General features: G+C 40.3%; 14 protein-coding genes, 1 pseudogene and 1 other annotated feature. Of the genes and pseudogenes, 7 read left to right on the top strand and 8 right to left on the bottom strand.

Going from position 1 to position 15,157, the window contains the following annotated elements; all coding sequences use genetic code 11:
- Window positions 1-16: 16 nt before the first annotated feature.
- Both FTU87_RS11685 and nudC read right to left on the bottom strand, forming a co-directional pair.
- Complete coding sequence (locus tag FTU87_RS11685; protein WP_100535594.1) at window positions 17-565, bottom strand: lipocalin family protein; 549 nt, start codon at window positions 563-565, stop codon at window positions 17-19.
- A gap of 119 nt (window positions 566-684) precedes the next feature.
- On the bottom strand, window positions 685-1,458 hold the full coding sequence (gene nudC, locus FTU87_RS11680; protein ID WP_100535554.1) for an NAD(+) diphosphatase: 774 nt from the start codon (window positions 1,456-1,458) through the stop codon (window positions 685-687).
- Window positions 1,459-1,814: 356 nt separating this feature from the next.
- On the opposite strand from nudC, the gene FTU87_RS11675 reads away from it, so the two are divergent.
- Window positions 1,815-1,967, top strand: a complete 153-nt coding sequence (locus tag FTU87_RS11675; RefSeq protein ID WP_159138906.1) for a DUF2256 domain-containing protein — start codon at window positions 1,815-1,817, stop codon at window positions 1,965-1,967.
- Here the strand turns inward: FTU87_RS11675 and FTU87_RS11670 are convergent.
- From FTU87_RS11670 to FTU87_RS11660, 3 genes are all read right to left on the bottom strand, one after another.
- Complete coding sequence (locus FTU87_RS11670) at window positions 1,964-2,215, bottom strand: TIGR03643 family protein (protein WP_373683532.1); 252 nt, start codon at window positions 2,213-2,215, stop codon at window positions 1,964-1,966. The genes FTU87_RS11675 and FTU87_RS11670 overlap by 4 nt on opposite strands.
- Before the next feature lie 407 nt (window positions 2,216-2,622).
- Entirely contained in the window at window positions 2,623-3,927 is a 1,305-nt protein-coding gene (locus FTU87_RS11665; protein WP_159138905.1) for an RNA-guided endonuclease TnpB family protein, read from the bottom strand.
- Window positions 3,928-4,120: 193 nt separating this feature from the next.
- Entirely contained in the window at window positions 4,121-4,996 is an 876-nt protein-coding gene (locus FTU87_RS11660; RefSeq protein ID WP_100535557.1) for a LysR substrate-binding domain-containing protein, read from the bottom strand.
- A 102-nt stretch (window positions 4,997-5,098) separates the two neighbouring features.
- Between FTU87_RS11660 and trpB the strand changes: the two genes are divergently transcribed.
- The gene (trpB, locus tag FTU87_RS11655) at window positions 5,099-6,310 is read left to right on the top strand and encodes a tryptophan synthase subunit beta (protein WP_100535558.1); all 1,212 of its coding nucleotides are present in this window, start codon (window positions 5,099-5,101) and stop codon (window positions 6,308-6,310) included.
- On the top strand, window positions 6,307-7,092 hold the full coding sequence (trpA, locus tag FTU87_RS11650; protein WP_180000711.1) for a tryptophan synthase subunit alpha: 786 nt from the start codon (window positions 6,307-6,309) through the stop codon (window positions 7,090-7,092). The genes trpB and trpA overlap by 4 nt, the downstream gene beginning before the upstream one ends.
- 115 nt (window positions 7,093-7,207) lie before the next feature.
- Here trpA and FTU87_RS11645 read toward each other — a convergent pair whose 3' ends face one another.
- Window positions 7,208-8,728, bottom strand: a complete 1,521-nt coding sequence (locus tag FTU87_RS11645) for a catalase (RefSeq protein WP_159138987.1) — start codon at window positions 8,726-8,728, stop codon at window positions 7,208-7,210.
- 141 nt (window positions 8,729-8,869) lie between these two features.
- On the opposite strand from FTU87_RS11645, the gene FTU87_RS11640 reads away from it, so the two are divergent.
- The 3 genes from FTU87_RS11640 to FTU87_RS11630 all read left to right on the top strand — a co-directional run bounded on the left by FTU87_RS11640 (window position 8,870) and on the right by FTU87_RS11630 (window position 11,816).
- Window positions 8,870-9,634 carry an AraC family transcriptional regulator gene (locus tag FTU87_RS11640; protein ID WP_100535561.1) on the top strand — a complete coding sequence of 255 codons (765 nt, stop codon included), beginning with the start codon at window positions 8,870-8,872 and terminating at the stop codon, window positions 9,632-9,634.
- Window positions 9,635-9,825: 191 nt separating this feature from the next.
- Window positions 9,826-10,737, top strand: coding sequence for a LysR family transcriptional regulator (locus FTU87_RS11635; protein ID WP_100535562.1), 912 nt, complete (start codon window positions 9,826-9,828; stop codon window positions 10,735-10,737).
- An 86-nt stretch (window positions 10,738-10,823) separates the two neighbouring features.
- Window positions 10,824-11,816: a zinc-dependent alcohol dehydrogenase family protein gene (locus FTU87_RS11630; RefSeq protein WP_180097438.1), complete on the top strand. Its 993-nt coding sequence runs from the start codon at window positions 10,824-10,826 to the stop codon at window positions 11,814-11,816.
- Between the two features lie 368 nt (window positions 11,817-12,184).
- Here the strand turns inward: FTU87_RS11630 and FTU87_RS11625 are convergent, their stop codons facing one another.
- Window positions 12,185-13,387 (bottom strand): integrase arm-type DNA-binding domain-containing protein, encoded by a 1,203-nt coding sequence (locus tag FTU87_RS11625; protein ID WP_159138989.1) that lies wholly within the window; start codon window positions 13,385-13,387, stop codon window positions 12,185-12,187.
- Window positions 13,388-13,722: 335 nt separating this feature from the next.
- Here FTU87_RS11625 and FTU87_RS11620 point away from each other — a divergent pair.
- Window positions 13,723-14,147: pseudogene (locus tag FTU87_RS11620) on the top strand (transposase); the annotation flags it as partial.
- Window positions 13,998-14,114, top strand: a sequence feature (AL1L pseudoknot). (Overlaps the previous pseudogene by 117 nt.)
- A 296-nt stretch (window positions 14,148-14,443) precedes the next feature.
- On the opposite strand, the gene FTU87_RS11615 reads toward FTU87_RS11620, so the two are convergent.
- Entirely contained in the window at window positions 14,444-15,016 is a 573-nt protein-coding gene (locus FTU87_RS11615) for an HdeD family acid-resistance protein (RefSeq protein WP_159139015.1), read from the bottom strand.
- Window positions 15,017-15,157: the final 141 nt, after the last annotated feature.

Here is a 15,157-nt window from a genome sequence, read left to right as displayed (position 1 = left end):
GCCAAAGGGTAGCAGATTAATGCGGTAATTTGATTAACTTTGTGATGTCGTAGCCATAGTGTCTCGCAGTCTCCAGATAGGACTGATAAGTTGCTTCGTCCAGTTGTGGTTCACGCGACAAAATCCACAGGTATTTGTTACTTGGTCCACCGACCAGTGCCACTTTATATTCTGGATCCACGCGTAATACCCAGTAATGACCTTTAGTAAACGGGATCCACCTTAAACCTGGAGGTAAAAAGCTGACCTTGAGTTTACTGTTGCCCTTATTTTGCGGATAAGCCACTCCTTCAGAGCTAATCATCTCACCATTGGCAATCCGACAACTATTTAACACACTCATGGTCTGATCGGCATTGACCTCATATTGTGCAGAGATATCCGATACACATTTACGCTGAAAATACATCGGTAAATGCGAAATTTCATACCACTTGCCTGCATACTGCTGGATATCCACCTGATCGACTGCCTGAGGCGCAACCGTTTCCGCTCGAGTCAGCATGCTTAAGCTCATGAGGGTCAGTGCCGTAACCGCAAAAACTGACTTGAATAGAGTATTCATTTTTAAGCCTTGAATGATTTCAGGACTAAGATAACCCAGGTGGATGTGAACAAAGCGTGAAGACAAAATCATGTGATCTAGCAGGCGTGCTGCTGAAAAGCCCTAGGCTATTTTCTAGGTTAAAGCCATTCTTTGCTGTCATCTGCTACAGGGGTATCATGCATCACATGCTGAATCATGGCATAAGCGATACTGCCCTTGAAGGGAATCTCAGGTAACTGATCAAACTTGAAAAATTGCGCGTCGCTCAGTTCATCTTCCTGAATCTGAATCTCACCCGAGTGATACTCTGCCCTGAAGGCCATCATCAGGTTGCTGGGAAACGGCCACGGCTGGCTGGCCAGATATTGAATATTCTTGATCTGCAGGCCGACTTCTTCCTGCGTCTCACGGCGTACTGCCTCCTCCAAGGTTTCGCCGACTTCAACAAATCCAGCAATCAGGCTGTACATCTGGGTTTTATTGCGGGCATTTTTCGCCAGCAGAATTTCATCTATACCCCGGGTGATGATGGTAATCACGCAGGGATTCACCCGGGGATACTGGTTATAGCCACAAGATGGACAGACCATGGCATACTGGCTGGCGTGCTGCTGGGTGGCATGGCCACATTTGCTGCAAAAGCAGTGATTACGGCGCCACTCCAGTAACTGTACGGCACGGCTGGCCTGTTCAAACTGCGGCCTGCTCCAGACCTGCACCAGTTGCCGAATCGGGATCAGTTGATAACCCTCGGGTACTGGTTCATCTTCTTTTAGATCCCGTGCAATGACCTGGCCATTTTCCGACAGGTTCAGGTCGTGCTGCAGTCTTTCCACTTGCGGCAACTGGAAATGATCATCCACCAGCAATTGCTGCTGTCTAAAAATATATGCTTTTGAATGCATGCTCATGACAATCCCCGGATTAAAAAAAATCCCATACAGAGGGGTGTATGGGACAAAACTAAGGAAGCTTACATGGAGTAACTTCATGGAAGATACTAGGCGCAGGCTGCCTGAATTACAACTATAATAATTTGTATCTTTTTGATTAAAATCACATAATTTTCACATCGTTTATGAGTTAAGAAATCATTAAAAATAAGGCTTATAAAATGAGTAAGATTTTAGCTAGATAAATGAACTTGCGTTCACGTGAGGACGATTTGCTAGTGATTTCTATCGGCAGCGGGATAAACTTAAAGTTGCGGAACAAATAATCCACCCATGCCCAACAGCTTCTTAGCCAGATAGATGAGTTATAAACCATGAAAAAACAGCATCTCCCTGAAAAAACCTGTATTCACTGCTTGCGCCTTTTTACTTGGCGCAAAAAATGGCAACGCTGCTGGGAGGAAGTCAGATACTGTTCTGAACGATGTAAACGTGAGTCCAAACTGCGTTCAAAACAAAGCGCTTAGAAACGTTTATACTGCCGCGCACAATAAGCCCGAATGACATCGGGGGAACGCAGTTGCAGATGTTTAGTTTTTCGGCCGGTGACTCGTTCACGCCACATTTTAAAACTTGATGCTTTCATATTTTTCCGCATCAAGCGAATCACTGCAGTTTCATTCAAGCCAAACTCACGCTGGATGGCTTCAAATGGGGTGCGATCTTCCCAGGCCATTTCAATGATCCTTGACAGATCTGCTCCCACATATTCAATTACTTGACGCACCACATACCTCTGTTTACTTTCATTTTTAAAATAAAAATTGAGCGATAAAATTTAACGCTATCTCTCTCTGTCTGGGTCAGATCAAGCTGACCAAACTCATCTTAAAAAAACGAAGATGAAGATTTTGTGATTTTTTGCGTGGATTGTATTTTGTTGCTGTCCTATCGGGCCTTCGATCTCAGCGTGTGGTCCAAATACCTGCTACCAAAGCCTATGCCTGGGATTGTTGTTAATGACATCGCCTAGATCAGACGGTATGCTGATGCTAAAAACACCTTGGGGAAATTGTGCTCGAAATTATTGCCCAGCTCTGCGGCGGTATTGGTCTATTCTTGTTGACATACTCCCACCACTTTCGCTTTACCTCAAGTGGGGGATTCTAAAAGCAAAAGCTCTTAGGCGACTTCCTCACGGATTTCGCTTGCTTTCTGCTTCGCAGGGCGACCTTTACCGCATCGACCCTCCACAGACAAAACGGTATGTCCTACCGCTAAAATGTTGCGAGAAGCGTTAATATCTGCATTCGCAACATATCCACACGAAACACACTCAAACTTTGCCTGAGTGAGCCTATTTTCCTTTGCAATGTGACCGCATGAGCTACAAGTCTGACTTGTATATCTAGGGTCAATTTTAACGAGTAAACCACCTCGCCATTGCTGTTTGTACCCCAACATGCCAACAAGCATTGACCAACCTTGATCTAGGATTGACTTGTTCAAGCCTGACTTGGCTTTCACATTCTTTCCTTTTTTCTCGATTGAGCCTTGTGCTGATTTCGACATATTGGCTACCTTTAAGTCCTCAACTACGATCATTGCGTGTTTTTTGCTGAGAGTTGTGGTGACTTTATGCAAGTAGTCATGCCGAATATTGGCAATATGATGGTGCAGTTTATTGATCTTTAAATTGAGCTTTTTCCAATTTTGGCTGAACTTGGTTTTCTTTCTCAACTTGCGTTGGAATTTGGCTATTTTTACCTGATTGGCTTTAAAACTATTGATCGGGTCGAATACCTGACCACTAGACGCTGTAATTAACTTTTTAACACCTAAATCAATGCCAATCGCTGATTTCGATGGATGGATTGGTGCGTCTATTGTGTTTTCAACACCAAAAGAGATATACCACTTACCAACATGCTTTGAGATTGTGACGTTCTTAATCTCGCCTAAAATATCTTGTGATTTTCTGAATTTCACAACGCCAATGTCATTAGGCAACTTAACCTGATTACCTTTAACCCAACAATATCTGCCAAATTGAACAATACGGATTGAATCATAACCATCAGATTTCTTTTTAAATCTTGGCATGAGTGGTCTAAGCTGAATTTCACTGCCATCGGTCAATTTAAAGAATTTTGGCTTCTTCGCTTTGAATGGTTTTTGCTTTAACTTGGCTTGTTCTTTTTTATCAAAAAATTTAGCCCAAGCATCACCAAGATCACGGACTTTTTGTTGAAGTGAAACGCCATTCGAGCTGTTTTCTAAAAAAGCACATTCAGGTTTTTTGCGTAATTCAGGAATTTTATTGACTAAATTAACTTTGTTGATTCGCTCATTTCTAGCAAGCATCTCAAATGATACAGCTAAAATTTGATTCCAAACAAAACGTGCAGAGCCAAGCAACTTGTTTAAAACAAGCTCCTGCTCTGCATTAGGCTCAAGCCTAAATTTGTACGCTTTGTTGATCTTCATTTCGCATTAAAGCTATTTAGATACAGAAACTTAATGCAAATTATTCTATCATATTGCACTGAAAAAACACCAAAAAAATTCGTGAAATTCACCTCCACCCTGACTGTCGGGTGGAGTCCTCTTTCACACTAAAGATAGGGTATTTTCACTTGAGAATAAGAAGCGATAGAAATGGCTTTTGATTGGGATCCTCTCAACATTGGGTCTGTAACCAATTTACAATATTGATAATCTCTTGATTTGAATTATTTTTCCTAACGATTGCATAGAAGTCAAAGTTGCAATAGGTAAATTCAAACGGCGCAATAATTCTGCCACTTAATATTTCCTTTTCTACCAAAATCTGGGGCGCTATAGCAATCCCCAATCCTGAAACAGCCGCCTCTATCATTAAATTGAGACGATCAAAATATCGATCATTCGATTTAGTCTCAAGGTTTAGATGGGATCGTTCAAACCAGATCTGCCAGGCATTCTTATTGGAATAAGTGTGAAGTAATGGGTGCTCAAAAAGATCATGAATACTAGTGAGAGCATAGCTTTCACCTTTACAAACTGGTCCCATGTTGTCCGGAAATAAAAGAAATTTATCCAAAAACTTAGGCAGCATTTCATCTACATTCAAACTATTGATAAAAATATCAATTTTTTCTTTTTCCAGTAGCTTTAGGTCGTTACAGGTCATCAATTTAATAGAGATATTAGGATAAAGGCTCTCTAGTTTTTCCAGTCGTGGAATTAACCAGTTCGCCATAAAGCTATGAGAGGCACCGATTACGATTTCTACTTCTGACGCTTTGTGAGTTAATTCAAATACACATTCTTCCAGCTCATTGAAGAAGTGAGTACAAAGACGGGATAAGTCTTCTGCATCCTGAGTGAGAGTAATCGTTGATGAATGCCGAATAAATAATTTTTTATCCAACCATTCTTCGAGCTGTTTGATTTGATGGCTGATTGCACTATGAGTGACACACAGTTCTTCCGCAGCCAAGCTGAAGCTTTGATGTCTAGCGACCGCTTCAAATGCTTTAAGTGAATTTAAAGGCGGTAAGGTTCTACGTTTCATGCTGTAAATTTTTCTAACATCATAAATCAAAAATATATCAATTATCAGGAAAATGGAAATCTTTTAAGATCCAATCAATGTTGAAATTTTAAGAGAAAGACAATGACAACTCCTTATATCGGTCAGGGTCCTGATCAAGGTGGTTTTTTCGGTAAATTTGGTGGCTGCTATATGCCTGAAAGCCTGATGCCAGCTCTACAAGATTTAGAACAAGCCTTTAATACCATACGGAATCAACCTGAATTTTGGGCTGAATATCGACAGATTTTAACCGACTTCGTGGGTCGCCCTAGCCCGCTATTCTATGCAAAAAATCTAACTTCCTACGCAGGGGGAGCCAAAATATATCTCAAGCGAGAAGATTTGAACCATACCGGCGCCCATAAGATCAATAACTGTGTGGGGCAAATATTATTGGCTAAATTCATGGGTAAAACCAGAATCATTGCTGAAACAGGTGCAGGACAGCATGGTGTTGCCACAGCAATCGTCTGTGCACTCTTTAAGATGAAATGCACGATCTATATGGGTAAAACAGATATTCAACGTCAGCAACCGAATGTTGAACGTATGAAATTACTTGGTGCTGAAGTACAAGGCGTAAAAAAAGGCCGTGGAACCCTGAAAGATGCTATGAATGAAGCCTTACGTGACTGGATCAGTCATGTCGACACGACTTACTATCTGCTAGGAACTGGTGCTGGCCCGCATCCCTACCCGACTATTGTGAGAGAGTTCCAGAAAATTATTGGCATCGAAGCCAGAAACCAGATTCTTCTTAAAGAAAATAAACTCCCAGATGCTTTGGTTGCTTGTGTCGGTGGGGGTTCCAATGCATTAGGACTCATGCACCCCTTTCTAGAGGATACCAATGTCAAAATGTTTGGAATTGAAGCTGGCGGGAAAGGCACTGATAGTCATGAACATGCTGCCTCGATTTCCAAAGGTCGAGTCGGCGTCTTGCATGGTAATTTGACTTACTTACTGCAAGATTCAGACGGGCAAATTCTAGAGGGACATTCCATATCCGCAGGACTGGATTACCCTGGGGTTGGCCCTGAGCATTGCATCCTGTTTGAAACAAGCCGCGTGACTTATGCAGCAGTCAAAGATGAAGAGGCTGTACATGCCTTTCAACTACTGAGCCAGCAAGAGGGCATTATCCCAGCGCTGGAAAGTTCTCATGCTATTGCCTATGCCATCAAACTTGCGAAAGAAATGCATCCGGAACAGACAATTATCATCAATTTAAGCGGTCGAGGTGACAAAGACTTAGACACAGTCAAAAAGTATCTTGCAGGAGCACGCGCATGAACCGTTTAGATCAAAAACTAATGCAATTAAAACAGGAAAATCGCAGTGGTTTAGTCTGTTATTTTACTGCCGGAGATCCTGATTTTAATGAAAGTTATCGTCTATTTAGTCAATTGGGTCAAGCTGGAGCTGATATCATCGAAGTGGGCATCCCATTTTCTGATCCTGTGGCAGATGGAGAGACCATCCAGGCTGCTCATGTTAGAGCACTCGCTTCTGGTCAGACCGTGCATCGAACCATTGAGCTCGTGAAAGCTATCCGTTTACAGGATGAAACCACCCCGATTATTTTAATGACCTATTTAAACCCGATCATACAATATGGTTTCGAGAAGCTGGTTGCGGATACCGAAAATTTGATTGAGGGGATTCTGATCCTAGATGCCCCTTATGAATATCGGGAAAAATTTAAACAGATATTAAATGAAAAAAATATGCATTTAATTGCAATGAGCGCACCCACTACTCCAGTTGAGCGATTGAAACAAATCTCAGCCAGTGCGACAGGATTTTTATATCATGTTGCGGAAAATGGTCTCACCGGCGGTACTTTAAATCTGACCAATCTTGAAAAAAAGATTGCTGAAATCAAACCAATTTTTAATATCCCGATTGCTATTGGCTTTGGGATTAAAGATGAAAGTCATGTGAAAGCCTTAGCCAATAAAGTTGATCTGGTGGTGATCGGTTCGGCACTGGTGGATACCTTTTTTAAGCAAGGTGTAGACGCCACATTAGAAAAAGTTAAAATTTTTTCACAAATTCTGAAAGAGAAATCTTAGTTTTTCTTTATGATCCTTAATAGAGAATTTATGGCATAAGGTTTTCACCTTCTTATGCTATATTCCATAGTTTACCTCCTCTCCCCCTTAAAAGAGGAAGAGAAAGTAAAATAAATTAAAGAAAGCTTGGCAAACCTTTAGCAGGATCTGTTTCACGTGCCGCTTGAGCATCTGCTACAGTCATACCTAAGGCCTTAGCAACGCCTTGCCCATAAGCTGGATCGCAAGCATAACAGTTGCGGATATGACGGTATTTGATGAAATCTAGCGCATCACCCATCGCTGCGGCCGTGTTATTAAACAGGGCCTGTTTCTGCTCATCATTCATCAAATTGAACAGGGCACGTGGCTGGCTGAAGTAATCATTGTCATCTTCACGGAAGTCCCAGAAATCAGCATCACCGGTAATCTTTAATGCTGGTTCTTTAAACTGAGGTTGTTCCTGCCACTGGTTAAAACTGTTCGGTTCATAATGTGGCAATGAACCATAGTTGCCATCCATGCGGCCCTGACCATCACGACGATTAGAGTTTACAGGGCAGCGTGCAGCATTGACCGGAACCTGTGAATGATTTACACCAACACGGTAACGCGCTGCGTCGGCATAGTTCACTAAACGTGCCTGTAACATACGGTCCGGTGAGTAGCTGATGCCCGGTACAAGATTACTAGGTGCAAAGGCTGCCTGTTCTACATCCTGGAAATAGTTTTCCGGATTGCGGTTCAGCTCAAATTCACCGACTTCAATCAGTGGATAATCGCCCTTCGGCCAGACTTTGGTCAGGTCAAATGGATGATAAGGCACTGTTTCGGCTTCCAGTTCTGGCATGACTTGAGCGTACATTTTCCATTTTGGATAGTCGCTACGTTCGATGGCATCAAACAGGTCGGTCTGGCTGCTTTCACGGTCTTTGGCAATCAAGTCTGCTGCTTCAGCATCGGTCAGGTTCTGGATGCCTTGCTGGGTACGCATATGGAATTTCACCCAGAAGCGTTCATTTTGGGCATTGATAAAACTGAAGGTATGGCTGCCAAAACCATGCATATGACGGTAGCCAGCAGGAATACCGCGATCCGACATGACAATGGTCACCTGATGCAAGGCTTCAGGCAATAATGTCCAGAAATCCCAGTTATTGGTGGCACTGCGCTTGTTGGTTTTCGGGTCACGTTTGACTGCTTTATTCAGGTCAGGGAACTTGCGGGCATCCCGCAGGAAAAATACCGGAGTATTGTTGCCAACTAGATCCCAGTTGCCTTCTTCAGTATAGAATTTCAGGGCAAAACCGCGAATATCACGTTCTGCATCGGCCGCACCACGTTCACCCGCCACCGTTGAGAAACGCGCAAACATTTCGGTTTTTTTGCCGACTTCAGAGAAAATTTTAGCGCGGCTATATTGGGTAATATCATTGGTCACGGTAAAGGTACCGAAAGCACCTGAACCTTTGGCATGCATACGACGCTCTGGAATCACTTCACGGACAAAGTTGGCCAGTTTTTCATTCAGCCATAAATCCTGGGCAAGTAAAGGTCCACGCGCACCTGCCGTCATACTGTTCTGATTGTCGACCACAGGGGCACCAGCTTCAGTAGTCAGGTGGGTAACAGGACATTTTTTAGGGTCTTGACTCATACTATTAACTCCCGTTTCTTTTCATTTAAATTGCCGAGAGAAACTTAAGATCTCCATATTCTAGTTTACGCTTAACTAGCGTATTAAAATATTAAACTAAAGAGTGTCTACAAAATCGGTGGCTATTCAGTACATGGTGCCATGGGATTCTTGGTCAACAGTAGCCCAAATTTATTGATAGCACTGAAAGCATTTCAGGAATTTATTCCCACCCGTATCAGCTTTGCACGTTTAAATCTTGAATACACCGAACATTCAGTCAATATATCACTGTATTTTGATTTTCAACTGTCTGAACAGGTACATCGTCTATTGGCTGAAACCTGTGCCGTGATTTTATTTGAGTGTGCTGAATTTATTGTTGGACGCCCTCTCCATGACGCTCAAATCTGTTTTGCGCACGCAGAACCCGACTATCACCAAGCCTATGCGCAGTATTTATCGGGCGCTTATTCTTTTTCCGCACCTGCAATCAAAGCCACCTTTCCTTTCAGTCTATGTCACATTCCGAATGCCTCGGCCAATCAAGACAGTTATTTACTCGCGATGCAACAATGCGAAAGCATGCTACAGCAGCTCAAACCGGGCAAGCAAAGCTATGTGTATATGATAAAAAAAATGATGCTGTCGAGTTCGCTACATGAACTGAGTGAAGACCAAATTGCAGCGGCATTGTTTATGAGTAAACGGACATTGGCACGTCAACTTGCCGCAGATGGCACAAGCTTTAGGGAGATTCGAGATGCAATTTTGTCGGAGCAAGCACGTCGTTATTTAACAGACAGTACTTTATCTGTCGATGCGATTGCAACGCTATTAAACTATCATGACAGTTCTAACTTTAGACGCGCATTTAAGCGTTGGTTTAACGTTACACCGAGCCAATATCGTAATCAATATAGTTAAACTTTGGGTAAAGTTCATTGCATAAGCAGGTGAAATATTTTTTATCATTCAAAATTGACCTGATTGAAGATTAATTTTTTTCTGTATTCATGACCATCCCTGATCGGACGGCTAAACATCATGTCGTTCGAATAAGACCTTTAAATCAGCCATTTGTTATAATTTCGATATTCAATGAATGGCAAAATTAAATGGATCATTTGCAGAAGTTACAGATATATGTGCGTGTGGTTGAAACCCAAAGCTTTACTCACACTGCTGAGACATTGGGTGTGCATCGTCCACTGATTTCCAAAGCCATCAAACAGCTTGAACATGAATTGGGGGTGAGATTACTCAATAGAACCACCCGTAAAGTCAGCATGACTTTAGAAGGTGAAGCTTTCTATCACAAAGCATTGCAACTCCTTAAAGACTTCGATGCTATTTTTAATAGCTTTCAGCCAAATCTACAGACTCAAAATATATCGGGTAAACTGCGCATCAACGTACCCATCACCATTGCCAAAGCCATTCTGATTCCTCATTTGGCAGAGTTTAAACAACAATATCCAAATATCGAGTTGATTCTAGAATCCTCTGATTCCTTAGTGGATCTCATTGATCAAGGTGTCGATTTTGCAATTCGACTCGGCTACTTAGATGACTCAACCCTCATTGCAAAATCACTTGGACAAGTTGAAATGATCACTTGTGCTGCCCCTTCTTATTTAAAAAAATATGGCACACCGCATACCTTAGATGATCTAAAACACCATCAAGCCATCAATTATTTTAGCGGTAAACAACGTAAGGTTATGAATTGGCAATTTATTGTGAATCAGAAACTTGAAGAATATAAATTGGATTCAAGTATTTTAGTCAATGATTCAGAATCATTTTTAAGCGCAGCCTTACATGGTTTGGGCTTAATTCAAGGGGTTCGTCATGCAATACAGCCGTATCTCGAGAATGGCCAACTCATTGAAGTGTTATCAACTTATCAAAATATGCCTAAACCTATTTCTTTGCTCTACACTCACCGTGAACATTTACCTGCACGTATGCAAGTCTTTATAGATTGGATTGAAAGGATATTTGCAAGAGATTGTGATAAAAAATAGAACCAATCTATAAATAGATTGTTTATTTATCTGATCTGTTTGAACCACTATGCTAATTCCATCTGTTAAACATATGGAAAAGAAACATGTCTAAAACTGTGGTGATGCGTGCTATCGGTGGTGCTGAGGTCCTACAAATTGAAGATCTAGAAATTCCTGCTCCCAAAGCACGTGAAGTACAAATGGCAGTCCATGCGATCGGCTTAAATCGGGCTGAAATCATGTACCGTACCGGTAATTATGTGATTGAACCCACTTTTCCTTCTGTACTTGGCTATGAAGCCGCAGGTATCGTTACAGCGATTGGCGAAGGTGTTTCAGAGTTTAGTATTGGCGATGCAGTGAGTGTCATTCCATCTTTTGGTTTTGATGAATATGGTACATACGCAGAACTCATCAATCTGCCAGTCCATGCTGTTGTAAAACATCCTAAAGATTTGACATTCCAACAAGCGGCTGCAAGCTGGATGATGTTTGTGACGGCTTATGGTGCATTAGTACATTTTGGCAACTTACAGAAAGACCAATATGTTGTTATTGGTGCTGCATCTAGCAGTGTTGGCGTGGCAGCAATTCAAATTACTAATATGTTAGGCGCTACCCCAATCGCATTCACTCGTACTAGTGCTAAAAAGCAGCAACTGATAGATCTAGGGGCTAAATATGTGATCGCTACTGAGGAGCAAGATTTAGTAAATGAATTGAATCGTATTACCAATCACCAGGGGGTAAATATGGTGTTTGATCCTGTAGGTGGTCCAGCTGTAGGTAAAATCATGCAAGCTATGGCTAAACAAGGCACATTCTTCCAATATGGTGCGCTTGATACACGTGATATCCAAATGAGTGTTATGGATGTTTTAGGCAAACATTTAACATTACGTGGTTATGAGCTCTTTGAAATTACCACTGATTCCAATGCGCTAGAACAGGCAAAACAATTTGTTTATCGTGGTTTGGAGTCAGGTCAGTTATCACCTTTAATTGACCAAGTCTTTAATTTTGAGAATATCCAAGAAGCTCATAAATACATGGAAACAAATGCCCAAATCGGCAAGATCGTAGTTAACGTTCAGTAATTTAGATGCCCTATACTGCCATCTATAGGGCATTTTAGTTCCAATACAATATTTTTGGTTAGCCGAGTTTCATCATAGATCTGACCACACTCGATGCCGTGATCGGGTTATTTAATGCTGTTTTACTAGAGCATTAAATAACTCAAATCACGGATAATTAGTTTCAGCGGGCATTTACTTTACTAGTTTTCTGTCAATAGATCATGGTTAATATATTAAAAAACTAAGGCTCTTATAAATCGTATAAAATAAATAATACAGAATATAAGTAGTTTACTTTACAATATTTCAGTCTTAATAATGCTTGAATCTAATTTTATATATTTACTAATATATTCTAATTAAAACTTGGATTTCATAACCATTAACTATACAGTACAACTATCAATAAAATCTCCCCACCATTGCATCATTTCCACGCGCTGATTGAAATATTCTGCATGATTATAACTTGCACGGGTTTTATTTTTATCAGTATGAGATAGCTGTGCTTCAATCCAATTTGATTGAAATAAACCAGATTCATTTAATATGGTACTAAATGTTGAGCGTAAACCATGAGATGATAGTTCATTTTTAGTATATCCCATTTTTCTAATAATCAAGTTCAGGGTATTAAAATGAATAGGTTTATGATTATTACGGGGGCTAGAAAATACATATTTTTCGCCATGAGACCAAGCGAGTGCTGATTTCACAACTTCAAGTGCTTGATCAGATAGTGGAACTAAAAAGTCAGGAATATCATGACCTAAAATAACTTTTCTTCTATATTGTTTAATATGTAAGGCCGGTATTTTCCATATTCTTTTATCCAGATCGAAGTGATGTGGTTCAGAAAGCAGTAATTCTCCACCACGTACGCCTGTATATAACTTAAATAATAGGGCTTTTTTAATGATAGGATCTGTATTAATCTGATTCAATCTAGCTAAGAAATTAGATAGTTCATCTGAGTTCAAATGAGGATAATTTTTCTTAATCTTATTATTAACTAATATTTTATGAAGCCCATTTGCAATATTATATTCACAATACCCCATTGCTACAGCATAATCATAAATCTGATTTAAATAACTGTAAGCTTTCTTTACAGGTTCTTTTACATTTCTAGATTCTATATTTTTAATAACCTTAACCAGATCATATCTTTTAACTTCAATAAATGGCGTTAGTCCAATATTTGGATAAATATCCTGATCTAAACATTTTTTTGCAAGCTGAATTACACCGCATCGTGGTTCATCTTCAAAGGAATTTTTAATTTTAAATTCTAACCACTCTTCACAAATATCCTGAAAAGTTTTGATGTCTTTTTTATGCAGCAGTTTATTTTGATAATCATTAAATTTATATTCATCCCGGACTGATCTGGCCTCTTTCAAGGACATTACAGGATATTCGCCCAACTTCATGCGAGGACGTTTATTTGTCCCTACAAGTGAATAGCGGTAACTCCAAGATTTACGTCCATTTGGTTCTATCTTTAAACTTAAGCCGTCATCATCTGCCAGAAAATAGACTTTTTCCTTTGGTTTAGCCTGGCGTACCTTAATTTCCGTAAGACTCATGAATATTTAACCTAACCACAAATGACACTGCGCAATTCAATTATAGCAAATTTAAGCAATTTTCATATGATGCGTATCATACGCATCATATATTTTTATAAGTTATTGTTAAATCTGTTTTATATTTAGAGTGATTGCTTTTTAGTAACCATTTAATTAACCATTGATTCTACAAGTTAAATAAAAAAACCGGCTTAAAGCCGGTTTTTTATCTTAAATATTCAGATCATGATTTCTTCACATCAAAACGGTCTGCATTCATCACTTTTGTCCAAACACAAACAATGAACCGTACCGGGTTTGTCGGAGACTCAATATTCTGAGAGACTATTCCGATGAAAAAACCAACCTATACCCTCGAAATTAGAGAAAGAGCGGTTCAATTACTAATTGAATCTGAAAAAGATTATCCTTCTACTTGGGCTGCAATCACAGCAATTGCGCCTAAGATTGGTTGTACTCCTGAAACACTTCGTGCCTGGCATCAAAAGCATTTAGATCAGCAAAATCCTATTAAAGTACAACAGATATCTGATCAAGAAAAAATGAAGCAAATGGAACGTGAAATTAAAGAATTAAAGCGTGCCAATGAAATTCTACGTAAAGCAGCCGCTTTTTTCGCCCAGGCGGAGCTCGACCGCCCACACAAATAATGGTGGATTTCATCCATAACAATAAAGACTTATATGGTGTTGATGCGATTTGTAGGATTTTACCGATCGCAGCTTCAACCTATTACCGAACTTTAGATCTCGCTGACAAGAGATGGCTCCGTAAATTTGAACAACACCTATAAGTGATAAAATTGCTGGTTCAGTTATTTGGGGTAACTGTTCTAATAACCAGTCTGGTAATTTTTTTAATTCAGTCGGTTGCATTTTTAGTTATCCTATTTTTAATAATTTCAACTTGTTACATACGTTACACAACATAATTTATGCAAGTTCAGTATAAGGAACCCGGCGCAAGTACAAAGATTTTTGACATAAACTGATCACACTTATATTCATCACAAGACATAAAAAAGAGCGCACGGAGCGCTCTTGATGCGAGCTTTTAAAGCTCAGCTGAACTTTTCGGGACTTCATACCGGATATAAGACGCAAATGTCAGGTAATTAATCCCCTGAAATAAAATATCAATCGCCAGAAACAGGCCCAGGACCCAAAACGGTGCATCTGGGGATTGCAAAATCACAATCCCTGCCAGCAGGGTCAAGATGCCTGAAAATAAAGTCCAGCCCCATCCACCCAGAGCGCGAAACAAAAGGCTATTCAAGATCCGGATGATACCTGCAATAATTAGAATAATCGCCAGAATATGGGTCAGGACCACCGCGGTCTGTAGCGGTGTACTGAACGCATAATATCCGGCAAGCAAGTATAAAAGACCGAATAAGGCCCAGAACCAGCGAAAACCGCCATGAAAAATTTTAAATGCAGCAACAAAATGCAGAATCCCGCCGATCATCATCAGTACGCCAAACATGAATACCACGGACAAGGTTGCAAAGGGTAAAGTCGCTAGCAAGACCAGACCAAAAATCACTAGTAAAATGCCCAGCCCCAGATACCATTTTCGCTTTTGATGCAACTGACTACGTACCAAGTCATTGCCTACTGTTTTCATCTTTTCTTCTCAAGTGATGTCTTATTTGACTGATCATACTTTAAAACTTGATTGGCTTTAGAAGAATCTTACGTTTCCTCTTGCATAAAAAAATAAAATTATGTTTTAGTAGCCGATTAACATCGATATAAAGAGGTGGTC

Source organism: Acinetobacter sp. YH12156, from assembly GCF_013418235.1.
Taxonomy (GTDB): Bacteria; Pseudomonadota; Gammaproteobacteria; order Pseudomonadales; family Moraxellaceae; genus Acinetobacter; species Acinetobacter pseudolwoffii.
The sequence above is the reverse complement of the archived record's forward strand: the minus strand, read 5'-3'. Positions and strand labels throughout refer to the sequence as shown.